Origin of the sequence: Edaphobacter acidisoli (assembly GCF_014642855.1) — a bacterium.
GTDB lineage: Bacteria > Acidobacteriota > Terriglobia > Terriglobales > Acidobacteriaceae > Edaphobacter > Edaphobacter acidisoli.
Genome location: NZ_BMJB01000003.1, coordinates 281,253 through 294,479, shown reverse-complemented (window position 1 = coordinate 294,479; position 13,227 = coordinate 281,253). Strand labels below are relative to the sequence as shown.

The following is a 13,227-nucleotide window of genomic DNA, read 5'->3' as shown; positions in this document are numbered from 1 at the left end:
TCAGTGGACGGCGATCTCCTTCGTATGCGACCACGCCGTCACCTCCGGCACGCTCCCGTCATTCACCACCACCTCCCGCGGCACCCCCGCGAAGACTATCCGTGTCGACGCATCCGACTGCCCCGGAATCCGGAGCCTCTGGGTAATCGTCAGGTCCCCCGACCGCACCGTCACCGGAACCTCCGCCGCCGCAGCCCCATCGTTCCGTACGTCGACCGCCACCAGCCAACTCACCCCCCGCAGGCCCGTGCCCGGCATCGGACTCGGCGTCACGCTCGCGATCGAGAGGTCCGGTAATCCCCGGTCCCGGTACACCCAGTCGTCGAAGAACCACCGGAGGTCCCGCCGCGAGGCCGCCTCCAGCACCCGCTCGAACGTCTCCGGGTCCGCGTCATCCTTCCCCGCCATCCGGTACCGCTGGAGCGCCGTCTTCAACGCCGCATCCCCCACGATCCCCCGCAGCATCCACAGCACCGCCGCGGCCTTCGTCCGGTAGTACACCTCCCCGGTCGCGTCGATCAGACTCTCCCCCCCGATAACCGTCCCATCCTTCGGGGTCGGCTCCACCAGCGCCAGCGCGTTCACCTGCCCCTGCAACCGCTTCAGCGCCGCATCCCGCCCCTGGGTCCGCTCCAGCCACACCAACCCCATGAACTCCGGCACCCCCTCATCCAGCCACTCATGAGACGACCGGAACCACGCGTGCGTCAGAGAGTGGACCAGCACCGGCGCCAGCTGGTCAGGGTCCGCCGCGTGGACCGGCACCACCAGCAGCGCGTCATCCTCGAACGGCTGCCCCGGATGGTCGAGGACGTCAAGCATCGTCAGCGGCGCGGTCCCGAGCCAGTCCGCGAGCATTGGCCTCACCTTCGCCTCCGCCGCCGCATACATCGGCACCGCGTCGTAGTGGTCCGTCACGACGCCGATGACCTTGTCATCGGTCACGGTCGGGGCCTGGTCGGTTACGAAGAGACTCATCGGCCGGAACCCAAGCGGTCGCGCCGCAAACTCTGCCGTAGCCACTCCTGGAGACTGTGCCACCGGCACATTGGCATTCTCGCTTACCGCAACGAGCTGCTCCCGCCGCCCACAGAAGAACGCCGCGTCTGGAGGATCGCCAACGTAAGAGACTGCCAGCCGCAGACGTACGGTCGCATCCGCCTGCCGGAGCCGGTTTTCCCCGATCTCGTGGAACAGTTTGGCTCCATCACCGAGAAAGACCGGAGCAGCAGCCACCGGATACCAGAGCACATCGCCGAAGCCGCGGAGCGCGGTCAGGTCAGGAGCAACCTGGTCCCAGTCGGCACGCGCGGCGTCGCTCGTCGGTGCGCCAATCCGTTCAAGCCGGTTCGCCGACTGCCGCACCTCACCCGAGTAGAACGCGGATACAGTCGCCGTTGCTCCAGGAGCCAGTGGGCCGGGCAGTCGAACCACCGCCTCGGACGCCTTACCCGTGTGGTCCAGGTCGGTATCGATTCCGTGCTCGACGAAAGCAAGCTGCGTGACACCCTGCTGGCCTTCCAGCGAGAAGCTCTGCCAGTCGAGCTGCGAGGAGATCTGAATGACCAGCCGGGACAGAGGCTGCGTGCCGGAGTTTCGCACAGTGAACCTGGCGTGGACGGCGAGCTGTGCCTTTTCAGGCGCAAGATGCACATCCAGATCGTAGGCAGTAAATGTCAGCGAGCTTCGCTCAACATCGGTGACAGGAACCTTGGGTTCCTCCAGTTGAGCCGATTCATCCTTCTTCGCAGGAGTCGAGTTTTGGTCACGGCTGAACAGCACGGTTCCATGCTGCTGGGCATTCAGGGCCAGCGCAGATGCAGAGAGAAGCGTGAGGCACAACAGACGATGCATCAGGAACCCAACCCCTTACGCTCCTTCGTCGCTTTTGGTCCGATGGACGAAAACTGTCGCCGCTGACGCATTGCCTCGTACATGACTACTGCTCCTGCTACCGATACGTTGAGAGACGAAACCTGACCGCCCATTGGTATCCGAAGCAGGTGGTCGCAGGTCTTCTTGACCAGATCGTGCAGGCCTGCGCCTTCGCGTCCTAGTACGAGAACGCAGTCAGTTTTGAAGTCGAAGTCGATGTAGTCTGGTGTTCCTCGCTCGTCCAGCCCAATGACCCAGATATTATTCTTCTTCATTTGTTCGAGAGCACGAACAAGGTTCGTAACTCGTGCGATGCGAACATGTTCCGAGGCACCGGCAGATGTTTTGGCAACAGTCGCAGTAACGGAGGCGGAACGACGCTCCGGGAGGACGACACCATCGACACCGGCACCGTCAGCCGTTCTAAGCAACGCGCCTAGATTGTGCGGGTCTTCGATGCCGTCAAGTGCGAGGAAGAATCTGAATCCATCGAGTTTAGATGATAAGAGGTCTTCAATGCTGAGAAAATTTCGTTCGCGGACTACAGCCAGGACCCCTTGGTGAGCGTCGGTTCGGGCAAGGCGGGTCAACTGTTCTCGCGGCTCAACGGCAACGCGGACCCCAGAAGCCCGGCAAAGCTGGATGAGCCGGTCTAACCGCTCGTCACGACGCTCGCGGGCGACACTGACATGGTCAAGCTGACGGGCGCCAGAGCGAAGGGCTTCTTCGACCGGGTGCAGCCCATAGAGAACGTCCATTGACTCAGTTTACCGTTTCAGGGGTTGGTTCAAGGCCGTAGAATAAAAGTAGGCCTCAAGCTATTCCCGACAAGTGAATAAATTCGTTACAAAGCGAGTCTTTTCAGAGCGATTTGACGTCTCTAGGTTCATGAGAAGTGGAGCCGCTATCGTTCAGGTTGCCCTCGGCGTGCAGGATCAGGCCGAGAATGCAGCGATTGCTCGTGGCCTGAAACGACAGGATGCGGAGTTGATCGATCACCTGATTGATCTCTACCAACACCGATTGATGCGCTATCTTCTGTTCCTTACTGGAAAGCGCGATGTGGCGGAGGATCTCTTTCAAGAGACATGGATGCGCGTGCTGGTGCGCGGCGCACAGTACAACGGCAAGGCACGCTTTGATACGTGGTTGTTTACAATCGCACGTAACCTCGTAATTGATCTCTCTCGCAAACGCACAATGTCGAGTCTGGACGAGATGAGTGAAGGCGATGATGAGCGTCCATTTGAGATTGCTATCTCGGATCCATCTCCTCTGGAGCACTTTCAGTCGCGTGAGAACTCTGCTGAAGTGGGCGAGGTGCTGCTGACGCTCGATTCGACCTATCGCGAGGTACTTGTTCTCCGGTTTTATGAAGAGCTTTCTCTTGAGGAGATCGCCGGCGTTACGCGTGCTCCTCTTTCCACGGTGAAGTCACGCTTGTATCGTGGGCTTGCGGCGTTGAAGCCGGAGATGGAGAAGATACGCGCTTTACGCTCTGCAGTGGAGGCGATATGAGGATGGGGAACGAGTTGAATACGGCGGCGCGAGCGGCAGTGGTCAACCGGACTCATCGCGTGGTGCGCGAACGGGCGGGGATGATGGCTGCACGTCGCAGCCGTGTGCGTAGCCTGATGATTCCCGCTGCTGTCTCGTCATCGCTGCTGCTCATTCTTTCGGTGGCGGGATGGAGAGTTCTTGAGCAGTATGATCTGAACCCGAATGGCATTCCGGACGCCAGTAATCAGCTTTTTATCTTGCTGCTTTGGTTCCTTCCTGTGTCGATGGCGTTGCTTGCGATGGTATTGTTTCGGCGTATCCGTAGGCGTGTGGATGGTGAGGTTGCGAAGTGACGAAGTGGAACTCCAAGCCGGTCAATGAGCAGACGGCAACTGGTGAAGATCAGTTGAGTATGATCCCGGCGTGGTCCGTTGTGCTCGCTATCGCCGTCTTCGTAGCTTTTCAGTATTTGTTTCATGGCATCATGCCTCACCACAGGCATGAGCTGCTGCCCATGCGCCTGTTGACCGGATATTTCTGGGGTACCACATTCGCAAGTTATGTTTTGCTGATTGGTTACATCAGCCGTGATGTGAAGCGCAGACGCATGCCTGCTGCATTGTGGATGCTTGTTGTCGTGGTGATGCCAGGAGGAATCGGTGCGGTAGTATACTTTCTGCTGCGTCAACCTCTGTTGACGCCTTGCCCGAACTGTGGCGCTGAACTGGCCCAGGATGCTCACTTCTGTCCGCAGTGTCAGTTCCAGATGGCGCCCGCGTGCGGGAAGTGCTTCCATGGGGTGCAGATTACCGATGTCTATTGCCGCCACTGTGGACATGATCTTGCCGAGGATCAGGCTCCGGCAAGGCTGCGCGTATATAGTGACTAAGTAAGTCACACGTATGCCGTTTACCGCTTTAATCATCGACGACGAAGCACTGGCGCGACAAGAGTTGCAGTATCTGTTGGAGCGCGCGGGTGGAGTCGAGGTGCTGGGGCAGGGTACCAACGGAATCGAAGCAGTGGAACTGATCCGGACGCACAAGCCAGATGTCGTGTTTCTCGATGTACAGATGCCTGGACTGGATGGGTTCGGCGTTCTGAAGAAACTTCTTGATCGCAAGATACAAATGCCTCAAGTGGTCTTTGCCACTGCATTCAATCAGTATGCCGTGCGTGCGTTTGAGGTGAATGCTGTTGATTATTTGCTGAAACCATTTGACCGCAAGCGAGTGATGCAAACGATCGAAAAGGCCACGGCACGACTATCTGCGCCAGCAGAATCGGCAGGGGATGCCAGACTGGATGCTCTGCTGCGACTGATGGAGGAGCAAGCCCAGGCTGCTCAAACTCCGAAGGTAAATACAGGTAAGGTCATTGTTCGAGCGCAGAGCAGGCTGCTGCTGGTAGACCAGAAGGATATCTGTTTTGCTTCGATTGAAGAAGGAACGATCAGTGTTTTTACGCAGACGGTGGAGGGCCACTCGAATTGCCGGACGCTGGAGGAGTTGATGGAGCAACTCAATCCTGAGATGTTCTGGCGTGCGCATCGTTCGTTTCTTGTGAATATCCAGCACATCCGCGAGGTGGTGCCGTGGTTCAAGTCGAGTTATCAGTTGCGTATGGATGATCCGAAGAGAACCGAGATTCCTGTAAGCAGAGCACAGACCAAACGGTTGAGAGAGTTATTCAATCTATAGCGTTGCTTCTGTCAACGATGTGCAGAATGATGAGGCCGCGAAGGTGTCGGACGTGTGATGTTGTCTGTCCATGTTTGCGGGCCGTGCCATGTGCGGTTTGCGCTGAGATCGATGCGATAAGGTCCAGGCGTGTGATTGGGAGGTAGCACTTGAGAGAGTCCGTCGCCAAACTGTGGAATTGCCGAGCCCAGGGCGAGCAGGCGTGCAGTTGACACCATGCCCGTCAGATGCAAGGTGTAGCCTACATGGTCGACATGTCCTTCGAGCATCGCTGGTTCCTTGCCTCCCAATGCCAAGGCAACAGGCGCGAGGTTGAAGCCGGAAGTTGGCGCGGGCGCGATCTTTTCCTTGCCCTTGCCCCGAGCGATTCTCCCTTTCGGCTGACTAGCCAGGAAACTGTCGATGGACTGGATTGAGACGTCGCTGTCGATGAATGATGCCGAACCTGAGGCTGGAGTGCTCAGGCTAGCTCCTGCGAGAAGCAGGTCTCCGCTCCAGTGTGTGGCAGTTGCAGAAGCGGGATGCCAGGTGATGCTACCAGTCAGGTTGCCCGTAACGGCGACATCGTCGGGCACGCGGGAACTGGAGACGCGAAGCCAGTTAAACAGTGTTGTTGCAGGAATGCCTGGTGTGCCGATCTCAAGCGTAGTCGCGCTGAGATTGCGCACATCGGGAATATCACCTGAGACGGCCAGCATCGGCTTTGGTGAAGATGCGATTGGCGGCCAAGTGCAGCGCAGGTTTTTGAAGGCGTGAAAGTCGTTCGCTGCGGTTGTGAGGCAGTCGAGATCGACCTGGATGGGCTGGCTCGGAACGAAATCGGCGTTGCGGGCGTCGATAAGTCGGAGGCGGGCGTCGATGGTGCTATCGCTGACAGTACCCTGAACTGTTGCGGTGAGGTCGAGATTGCCTCGCACGCCGAGGTCGCGGCCAAAAAGTAGATGAGTGGTCTCGCCGAGCGGTGCTTCTTTCCATTCGCCCTGAAGATCGAGGGGAACGTTGCCGAGCGAGGCTGCACGATCGAGCGTGCCTTCAATCTGGATGATCCCTGCGTCTGCGACATCGGTGTCGGTGCGCGCTGGAGTGCCTTTTAAGCGCAGATGCCACTGGTTAGGGCCGGGAAGCCAGAGAGCGAAGTCGGCATCGGTGAGCGAGAAAGGGGTCTTTTCCTGGTCGAGTTTGAGGTTAAGTCTGGCGCCGGTAGCTTCAATGTAGGGGAAACGCGGCGTTGGACCCGGTTTCATCTGTACCGTTGGGGCAGCCTGAATATGCGCCGCATGCAGCAGGATGCTTTCCAGGTTCCATTTGCCATTTGAGAGATGAACAAGGTTGACGCTGGGCTGGTCGAAGCTGATTGTGGAGAACTCGATGGGACGACGCCAGAGTGAGGTGAGACGCAGCGTAGCGCGCACGGAGTTGGCGCGGATGATGGGCTCGGAGCCGAAGGCCGGATCTTCATCGACGACGAAGTTAGTAAAGGTAAAGCCGGGCAACGGAAGCAACGTCAAGCTGACGGAATCGAGATGTACGGTACGACCTAGACTTTGGCTGAGACTTTGCGCGATGCGACGCTGAAAACGGCTGACGCTGATCATCGGCGGTAGCAACACCATCATGAGCAGAATGACCACGAGGAGCGCGAACGACAACACCCCAGGGAAGCGGCGAGCGCGGCGCGATGAGCGGGTCGTGTCGCTGGTGCCGTGTGTGGTGTCGGTTGGGTGCATATGTGGTCAGAAGTGCAGGCTATGGCGAACTATAAATGTACGCTCCGGAGTCAAAAGCAGGTTCCCAGCAAGCCACGGAATGTCGACGATTGCAAAGGGCGATCTGCTGCTGCTTGCTTACCGGATGAGATGCAGGGTGCGGTCCCAGCGTGTCTGGGTAAAGAAGTGAAGAACGATGTGGCCGACGAAAGCGATGCGATCGCCGATGGTTTGCTTGTCCATCTCGTCGGCGGGCGTTTCGAACGACCAGTAAACGAATAGGGGGCGGCCCACGATGTTCGCACGCGGAGCGAAACCCCAGTAGCGGCTATCGAGGCTGTCGGGGCGGTTGTCGCCCATGGCGAAGACTTTGCCCGGCGGTACTACGAGGCTGCCATCCTGAATGTGGTTGGGTATTTCGTTAGCCCAGAGCGCGGTGACTTGATCGTATGGTCCAGCTGGAGCATCAGGGAAATCGTCGCGATAGGGCTGGAAGGCGTCCTGGGGATCACCGTCGTCGCTCGGCTTGCGTGCAAAGGGCTCGTTCTGCATGACACCATTGCGATAGACGGTGCCATTGTTCAGGTGGAGATGGTCGCCTGGCAGACCGATGGCTCGCTTGACGAGAAACATGCCCGGGGTCTCTGAGTTGGGCTTGAAAAAGACGATGACGTCGTCGTGGTGCACGTCTCGGTAATGGACGAATGGTGCCCAGGTTGTTGGTGGTGCAAACGAGATGCGATCGACGAGAACATGGTCGCCGATGAGCAGTGTCTTTTCCATTGAGCCCGATGGAATCTCGAAGTTCTGAAATATGAACGTGGTGACAAACAGAAAGACTACGAGCACGCCGCAGATGGAGGCAAGAGATTCGAGCGGGGTCTCCGACTGGTTTGCGTGGGCCGCCTGGTCTTGCTGCTCAGTTTCGGTTGGATTCATTCGCGCGCGTTCTCCGAAGGGTCTTGAAACAGTGTATCGCTGAATGAGGGTGGGTTCCATGCCCGCTTCTAGCGGACGATTTGGAAGGTGCGGCCCCAGCGGGCGAAACTGGTGAGCAGGTCGAAAGCGCTGGGACGATGTCCAGCAGGGACAATGGAATCGACGGGAACTGCGAGCGGGTCGTCACTGATCTCGCGGAGGGAGAAATAGATGATCAGTGGCTTGCCTACGATGTCTGCCCGTGGAACGAAGCCCCAATAGCGGCTATCTTCGCTGTCGTTGCGGTTGTCTCCCAGGACGAAGTAGTTGCCGGCGGGGATGATGAGTTCCCCATCATCGATGAGATTCCTCATGCGGATCCACCAGCGCGAATCGATGGTCGGGTCTGCGCTCTGCATGCGGGGGAAATTGTCGCGGAAGTTATCTGGAGGGGTTGGCCGGTAGACAGCGTAGGACTCGCTGAGTGGTTTGTCATTGATGTAGACGTGGCCGCCACGAAGCTTGAGATGGTCGCCAGGAATACCGACGACGCGCTTTACCAGATGCATCGAGGGGTTGATTGGGTAGTAGAAGATGATGATGTCGCCGCGATGGATGTGGTCTGGGGCGAAGACGCCGTTGGAAGTGTCAGTCGAAGGACTCTCCTTGGTCACTAGCAGGAAGTCGCCGACGAGCAGAGTCGGCTCCATTGAAGCCGATGGAATGCGGAAGGGTTGCACCGTAAAAGTGATAATGAAGATGGCGATGACGATGATGTAGAGCAGGGCCTGGATGGTGTGCAGGACTCCTGTCTTGGCTGCAGGCTCAGTGGGAGACGTATTGGGCGCGGTCTGGAGTTGCACGGGATCGGGTTGGACGCCGGAGGTGCTCACCTCGACCTCTCACGGTACGATGTCTGCTTGCGTGCCGACTCCTCGGCAACGAGCCGGGCGAAGGCGAGTCGCGCCGCCTCCTGTTGGGCCTGCTTTTTGGTGGTGCCTTCGGACTCCGCCAGTGGGATGGTGCCACCTGAACCGTCGGCGATGCGTACCTCCACGCGGAAGCGCTTCTGATGATCCGGTCCGCTTTGAGCGGTCAGGACGTACTCTGGCTGGCCTGAGCCGCTGGCCTGAAGATGCTCCTGTAAGGCGGATTTGTGGTCGCCAATTGCGCCTGAGAAGGTGTCCGCTGCCTTGATCGCGTGTTTCAGTTCAGGAACGGTGGGTTCGACGATGTATTTCTCGATGAAAGTACGCGCAGCGGGAAGACCGCCGTCGAGATAGAGCGCAGCAATCACTGCTTCAAGCGCATTGGCCAGCAGAGCCGGTTTCTTACGTCCTCCGCTCTGCTCTTCTCCGCGGCCAAGGCGTAGCATCGTGCCGAGATCGATGGTGGCGGCCACAGTACTCAGATGGCGGCGGCTGACGAGCGACGCGCGTAGACGCGTCAGTTCGCCTTCACGGGAGTTGGGGAAGCGGCGGAAGAGGGATTCGGCTACGGCGAGTCCGAGTACAGCATCGCCAACGAACTCGAGCTGTTCGTTGTCGGATGCGGGGTCTGGCAGGGTCTCGGGCTTGGTCTCGTAGACAAGCGAGCGGTGCGTCAGCGCCCAGGTGAGCAACTCTGGACGCTCAAAACGATAGCCGAAGAACTCCTGGTGCTTTGATTGCGCTTTTCCGGTTTTTTGGCGGCGCGTCGTCACTCTCACCCCCTGCAATTAATGTAACCGGACGGAAAGAGTTTGTCCGGTTGATTACTTGGACGGAGGCGGGCGGTAGGCGTCTTTCTCCGCCTTGCCGCTTGGGTCGAGTGGAGTATCGTCATCATCGGACTGCGTGTTCTGCTTCATTCCTGGAGGAGAAAACGGCTGCTTCAGGCCCTGTTCCGCAGCGGCTTTGGTGTCGGGCTGCGAGTCGCGAACAGCGAGTGCGGCACGATATTCGGCAAGGGCTTTTTCCCGATCTGGCAGGACGTCGTACAGACGGCCAAGATAAATGTGCGACCAGGCGAGAGTGCGCGGATCTTTTGATGCGGCAATTGTGGCTTGAAAGTCCTTGACGGCTGCCTCCGGTTCACTCTGCATCAGGTCCAGCCGCGCCATTAGGTAGTGCGCCTGAGCGTGGTCACCGTTGGGATCTGCAAGCGCCGTTTTGGCAATTGTCTCGGCCCCGTCGAGATCGCCTTTGAGCATCTTCATCTCGCCGAGACGAATGCCGGTGAGTTGAGCGGGGGAGCGGCGGACGATTTCTTGACTGCCTTGAGGCAGGAAGGAAATCTGCCGGGCGCTGTGGACCTCGCGGTCGACGTCCATGCCATAAACCATCTCACCAACATCGTCGTTCAGGCTGATGGATTCTTTTTCCATGGCGCCAAGTTTCTCGTAGAAGTATCCCGTGAGCACCCATCCCTGACGCATGTCGAGGTTGACGGTGTTGCGCCTGATCGCTTCTGCCTGGCGGTTGTAGGCGCTCATCTCAGAGTCGTAGCGTGCAAGTTCGGCAGGGCGCGAGCCGACGCCTGCTGGGCGCTGGGGTTTGACGAGGCCGACATCCATAATGTGCGCCTCGGTTGCCTTGATGAGGCACTCAGCGAGGAGCGCGGAGATATTGGATTTGTAATTGAACTCAATTGGCGCATCCTGCACTGTCTTAAGCAGAGGCATCAGGCGGTTCATGGCCTGCGCTCGCGAGTAGACCAATGGCTCGATCTCATAGTGAAGATAGGTATGGCGAACCTCGTCCATGTGAATTGCGCCGAGCGGCTCTCCTGCAGGCGAGACGACGGCGATGTAGTCGCTGCCATAGATACGCGCATTCGTCGTCGATGGGGCAAGCAGTGGTTCCATCAGGACTAGAAAGCGGCGGCCATCGTAGCTGGAAACTGGCATTCCAAGATAGATGTTTGTGTTCAGCACCATGTGGGTAAGTGGGTCATGAATGCGCGCCGTCAGTGCCTCGTAATCAGCGTGATGGTTTACCCAGAGTGCGTTAAGGTGAACGTCTTCGGCGAACTTCCTAAGTAGCGGCAAAACGTTGACGACCTGAGTAGAGTCAGGCGGAAGTTGTAATTCGCTGACGGTAGGGGAAAGTTCTGGCGGCGGGCTCAGATAGAGTGCGAGCGAGACATACTGGGCGAGGTTCAGGCCGCGATCGTTGAGCGCGTGTTCGCGGATATAACTGCAGAGGGTGTCACGGCTCTCGCGAGCCTCAGCGGAGACGGCCAGCTCAGAATTGATCTCATCGCGGATCTTAAGACGAATAGGAGCAGAGGCAGCGAGATCATCATCATAACCGCAGGCATTGAGTCCGGCAGCGATGTAAAAGAGCGGCTCGCTGGTCTCAAGCGTGACGGCAGAGCCTCCTGGGTTGGGCTGCGCGATCCGTGGCGGGGGTGGCTGCGTATTGTCCGTGGCCGGGTTATCGCTGCTACTGCTGCTCGACGACGAAGAGCCTTGCTGCGCTGCTGCAGGCAGTGTAGCCATTCCAGAAACAAGGAAAGTGGCGAGGCAAAACGAGATGATCTGCGAAAGGCGGGACAGCCGCGATGGATTAGTCAGGAACACAGTAGGGATTTGACGCTCCCTTGAAGTTTAAGAGAGTGAGGAGAAGAGTTGCAACCGGCGCAGCTCTCAGGCGCGGACTGAGATGCCAGAGAAGGTAAGGACGACCCGTCCGCGGGCTGGCGCTCCGAAGACACTGGCGGGTTGGAAGACACTGATGAGTAACTGGTTTTCAATCTGAACGCGAACTGCTGGATCGACCGGGCCAGAGACGATGTCGTAATCGTAGACGCGGCCTTGTTCGTTAACATAGGCCTCAACGATGATGACAGAATCCTGTCCGGTTACGATTGCGCTCGGTGTTACGGCAGAATATAGATAATGGGGTACGGTCATTGCGCCGAGAGGTTCGTCGTTAGCCATCACGGTTTCGGGTGCGGCCACCATGCCAAGCAGCAGCACGATGCCTCCAAGCAGCACAACCGATCCAGCAAACCCAGCCGATACCTGCACCAGCAACGGACGAATCGAGTTTTCCCACTTTACGCTGAAGCTGTCCAGCCAGCTTGATTGTCTGCGCGCCATTTCATGGGAGATGGCCAGTCGAAGCTTCATCCCCAGATCAACCGGGGCCTTGGCAGGTCCTAATGCAGCTACGGAACGCTGTACCGCGAGCAATGCTGCAAACTCGCAAGCGCAATGCTCGCAGGCTTCCAGGTGCGAGGCGATCTCCTGCATCTTGCGCCCATTGACGGCGCCATCAAGATAAGGCGAAAAGGAAGCCTGGATGCGAGCGCATTGTAGGGAGGTAGTCATGCGGTCGATTCCTTTGATGTTCCAAAGACGGTGGAAGAAGCATAACTATGGGTTGCCGGAGACGCTTCAGCTGCAAGCAGTACTCGCAAAGCGGAGCGTCCGCGGGTGAGACGGGATTTAACTGTGCCGAGGTTTGCGTTGAGAATCTCGGCTATTTCCTCATAGGAGAAGCCCTCAATCTCACGAAGGACCACGACCGTGCGAAACGCTTCCGGTATCTGGCGTAACGCATCTTCCACACGCTGGCGCACTTCGGCATGTGCGGCGTGGTCGAAGGGCGACTCTGCATCGTCGGCAAGCGTTGCACTCAGCGAAAAATTGCTGTCATCGTCGCTGGGATTTGGTTCGGAGTCGATAGTGATCTCTTGTCGTTTGTGACGCGACCACCATCGGCGCTGGTTCGAGGCTTCGCGCAGAGCAATGCGATAGAGCCATGTGCGAAGGCTGGCATCTCCATGGAAGCCGCCAATGCTGCGGAAGACTTTGATGAAGACTTCCTGGGTGATGTCGGCCGCGTCAGTCGGATCGTTAAGGCTGCGCGCGATAAGCGAGTAGAGGGGCTGGTGATACTGCGCGATAAGGATGGCAAAGGCCGCTTCCGAGCCTGCCTTAAGGTCGGCGACCAGAGCTGCGTCTTCAGTAGTAATGCCAATCGCGCTGGCTAGATTTCCCACGAGTGTTACCGCCTGCATTTTGGGGTGCCCTCTACCATACGACTTCAGTAAAACAACTGGCAAATCCGGCTTAGTTACCGGTTTCGTCGAACGCTCAGTCGAGGTAAAACTACGCCGCCGGCGGCCGAGTGCTCGCTCACTCTAATCTCTTTAGACACTGACAGATAGAAAAAAGTTCCCAAGGGACTTATCGTCTAAAGACGGCAAATGGCGTCGTAGACGCCCAGTTTAGATTCAGACATCCATAATGGTTGAGTAGCACCTTTAGCCTTGTTTGACGAATAGCTCGTCGTATCGGAAAATAAAGAAGTACTTCCCTAGAAAGTGGGCCTGTGGCGCAGTTGGGAGCGCGCTTCCATGGCATGGAAGAGGTCATCGGTTCGATCCCGATCAGGTCCACCATAATCCCTTACATGCTGTCATTTAGCCTCTGCATCTCTAGGGGCTCTCAACCATACAGGTGTTGAGTAGGTACTTTGCGCGTCATCCTTGGTGTGATGACTTTGCTTGCAAATGATCCGATCTGCCTGGATATTTTG

13 protein-coding genes and 1 tRNA gene are annotated in these 13,227 nt (G+C 57.9%); 5 read left to right on the top strand and 9 right to left on the bottom strand.

From position 1 onward, the window contains the following. Both IEX36_RS16215 and rlmB read right to left on the bottom strand, forming a co-directional pair. Entirely contained in the window at positions 1 to 1,854 is a 1,854-nt protein-coding gene (locus IEX36_RS16215) for a M1 family aminopeptidase (protein WP_188760616.1), read from the bottom strand. Beyond that, positions 1,854 to 2,633 carry a 23S rRNA (guanosine(2251)-2'-O)-methyltransferase RlmB gene (gene rlmB / locus IEX36_RS16210; protein WP_188760615.1) on the bottom strand — a complete coding sequence of 260 codons (780 nt, stop codon included), beginning with the start codon at positions 2,631 to 2,633 and terminating at the stop codon, positions 1,854 to 1,856. The genes IEX36_RS16215 and rlmB overlap by 1 nt, the downstream gene beginning before the upstream one ends. Positions 2,634 to 2,763: 130 nt before the next feature. Between rlmB and IEX36_RS16205 the strand changes: the two genes are divergently transcribed. From IEX36_RS16205 to IEX36_RS16190, 4 genes are read left to right on the top strand one after another with little or no spacing between them, the layout of a single operon-like run. Beyond that, positions 2,764 to 3,393 (top strand): RNA polymerase sigma factor, encoded by a 630-nt coding sequence (locus IEX36_RS16205; RefSeq protein WP_188760614.1) that lies wholly within the window; start codon positions 2,764 to 2,766, stop codon positions 3,391 to 3,393. Next, positions 3,390 to 3,728 carry a hypothetical protein gene (locus tag IEX36_RS16200; protein WP_188760613.1) on the top strand — a complete coding sequence of 113 codons (339 nt, stop codon included), beginning with the start codon at positions 3,390 to 3,392 and terminating at the stop codon, positions 3,726 to 3,728. The genes IEX36_RS16205 and IEX36_RS16200 overlap by 4 nt, the downstream gene beginning before the upstream one ends. Further along, entirely contained in the window at positions 3,725 to 4,264 is a 540-nt protein-coding gene (locus IEX36_RS16195; RefSeq protein WP_229669072.1) for a zinc ribbon domain-containing protein, read from the top strand. The genes IEX36_RS16200 and IEX36_RS16195 overlap by 4 nt, the downstream gene beginning before the upstream one ends. Positions 4,265 to 4,277: 13 nt before the next feature. Then, complete coding sequence (locus IEX36_RS16190) at positions 4,278 to 5,075, top strand: LytR/AlgR family response regulator transcription factor (RefSeq protein ID WP_188760612.1); 798 nt, start codon at positions 4,278 to 4,280, stop codon at positions 5,073 to 5,075. Between the two features lie 11 nt (positions 5,076 to 5,086). On the opposite strand, the gene IEX36_RS16185 is transcribed toward IEX36_RS16190, so the two are convergent. The 7 genes from IEX36_RS16185 to IEX36_RS16155 form a co-directional block, all read right to left on the bottom strand. Beyond that, entirely contained in the window at positions 5,087 to 6,802 is a 1,716-nt protein-coding gene (locus IEX36_RS16185; RefSeq protein WP_188760611.1) for a DUF748 domain-containing protein, read from the bottom strand. A gap of 117 nt (positions 6,803 to 6,919) precedes the next feature. Beyond that, on the bottom strand, positions 6,920 to 7,720 hold the full coding sequence (lepB, locus tag IEX36_RS16180; protein WP_188760610.1) for a signal peptidase I: 801 nt from the start codon (positions 7,718 to 7,720) through the stop codon (positions 6,920 to 6,922). A 68-nt stretch (positions 7,721 to 7,788) separates the two neighbouring features. After that, positions 7,789 to 8,592 carry a signal peptidase I gene (gene lepB / locus IEX36_RS16175; RefSeq protein WP_188760609.1) on the bottom strand — a complete coding sequence of 268 codons (804 nt, stop codon included), beginning with the start codon at positions 8,590 to 8,592 and terminating at the stop codon, positions 7,789 to 7,791. After that, positions 8,589 to 9,401, bottom strand: a complete 813-nt coding sequence (gene rnc / locus IEX36_RS16170) for a ribonuclease III (protein WP_188760608.1) — start codon at positions 9,399 to 9,401, stop codon at positions 8,589 to 8,591. Before rnc ends, lepB (IEX36_RS16175) begins: the two co-directional genes overlap by 4 nt. A gap of 51 nt (positions 9,402 to 9,452) precedes the next feature. Continuing rightward, on the bottom strand, positions 9,453 to 11,180 hold the full coding sequence (locus tag IEX36_RS16165; RefSeq protein ID WP_229669071.1) for a tetratricopeptide repeat protein: 1,728 nt from the start codon (positions 11,178 to 11,180) through the stop codon (positions 9,453 to 9,455). 147 nt (positions 11,181 to 11,327) lie between these two features. Further along, positions 11,328 to 12,014, bottom strand: a complete 687-nt coding sequence (locus IEX36_RS16160; protein ID WP_188760606.1) for an anti-sigma factor family protein — start codon at positions 12,012 to 12,014, stop codon at positions 11,328 to 11,330. After that, positions 12,011 to 12,706 carry an RNA polymerase sigma factor gene (locus IEX36_RS16155; RefSeq protein ID WP_188760605.1) on the bottom strand — a complete coding sequence of 232 codons (696 nt, stop codon included), beginning with the start codon at positions 12,704 to 12,706 and terminating at the stop codon, positions 12,011 to 12,013. The genes IEX36_RS16160 and IEX36_RS16155 overlap by 4 nt, the downstream gene beginning before the upstream one ends. 308 nt (positions 12,707 to 13,014) lie before the next feature. Here IEX36_RS16155 and IEX36_RS16150 point away from each other — a divergent pair. Then, positions 13,015 to 13,090 (top strand) — tRNA-Ala (locus tag IEX36_RS16150). Positions 13,091 to 13,227 lie beyond the last annotated feature (137 nt).

Bases quoted from the DNA above. Each gene is read 5' to 3' on its own strand.
- IEX36_RS16165 (WP_229669071.1), bottom strand. From the start codon at position 11,180: ATGGCTACACTGCCTGCAGCAGCGCAGCAAGGCTCTTCGTCGTCGAGC.
- IEX36_RS16215 (WP_188760616.1), bottom strand. From the start codon at position 1,854: ATGCATCGTCTGTTGTGCCTCACGCTTCTCTCTGCATCTGCGCTGGCC.
- IEX36_RS16155 (WP_188760605.1), bottom strand. From the start codon at position 12,706: ATGCAGGCGGTAACACTCGTGGGAAATCTAGCCAGCGCGATTGGCATT.
- IEX36_RS16185 (WP_188760611.1), bottom strand. From the start codon at position 6,802: ATGCACCCAACCGACACCACACACGGCACCAGCGACACGACCCGCTCA.
- IEX36_RS16190 (WP_188760612.1), top strand. From the start codon at position 4,278: ATGCCGTTTACCGCTTTAATCATCGACGACGAAGCACTGGCGCGACAA.
- rlmB (WP_188760615.1), bottom strand. From the start codon at position 2,633: ATGGACGTTCTCTATGGGCTGCACCCGGTCGAAGAAGCCCTTCGCTCT.
- lepB (WP_188760610.1), bottom strand. From the start codon at position 7,720: ATGAATCCAACCGAAACTGAGCAGCAAGACCAGGCGGCCCACGCAAAC.
- IEX36_RS16160 (WP_188760606.1), bottom strand. From the start codon at position 12,014: ATGACTACCTCCCTACAATGCGCTCGCATCCAGGCTTCCTTTTCGCCT.
- IEX36_RS16200 (WP_188760613.1), top strand. From the start codon at position 3,390: ATGAGGATGGGGAACGAGTTGAATACGGCGGCGCGAGCGGCAGTGGTC.
- IEX36_RS16205 (WP_188760614.1), top strand. From the start codon at position 2,764: ATGAGAAGTGGAGCCGCTATCGTTCAGGTTGCCCTCGGCGTGCAGGAT.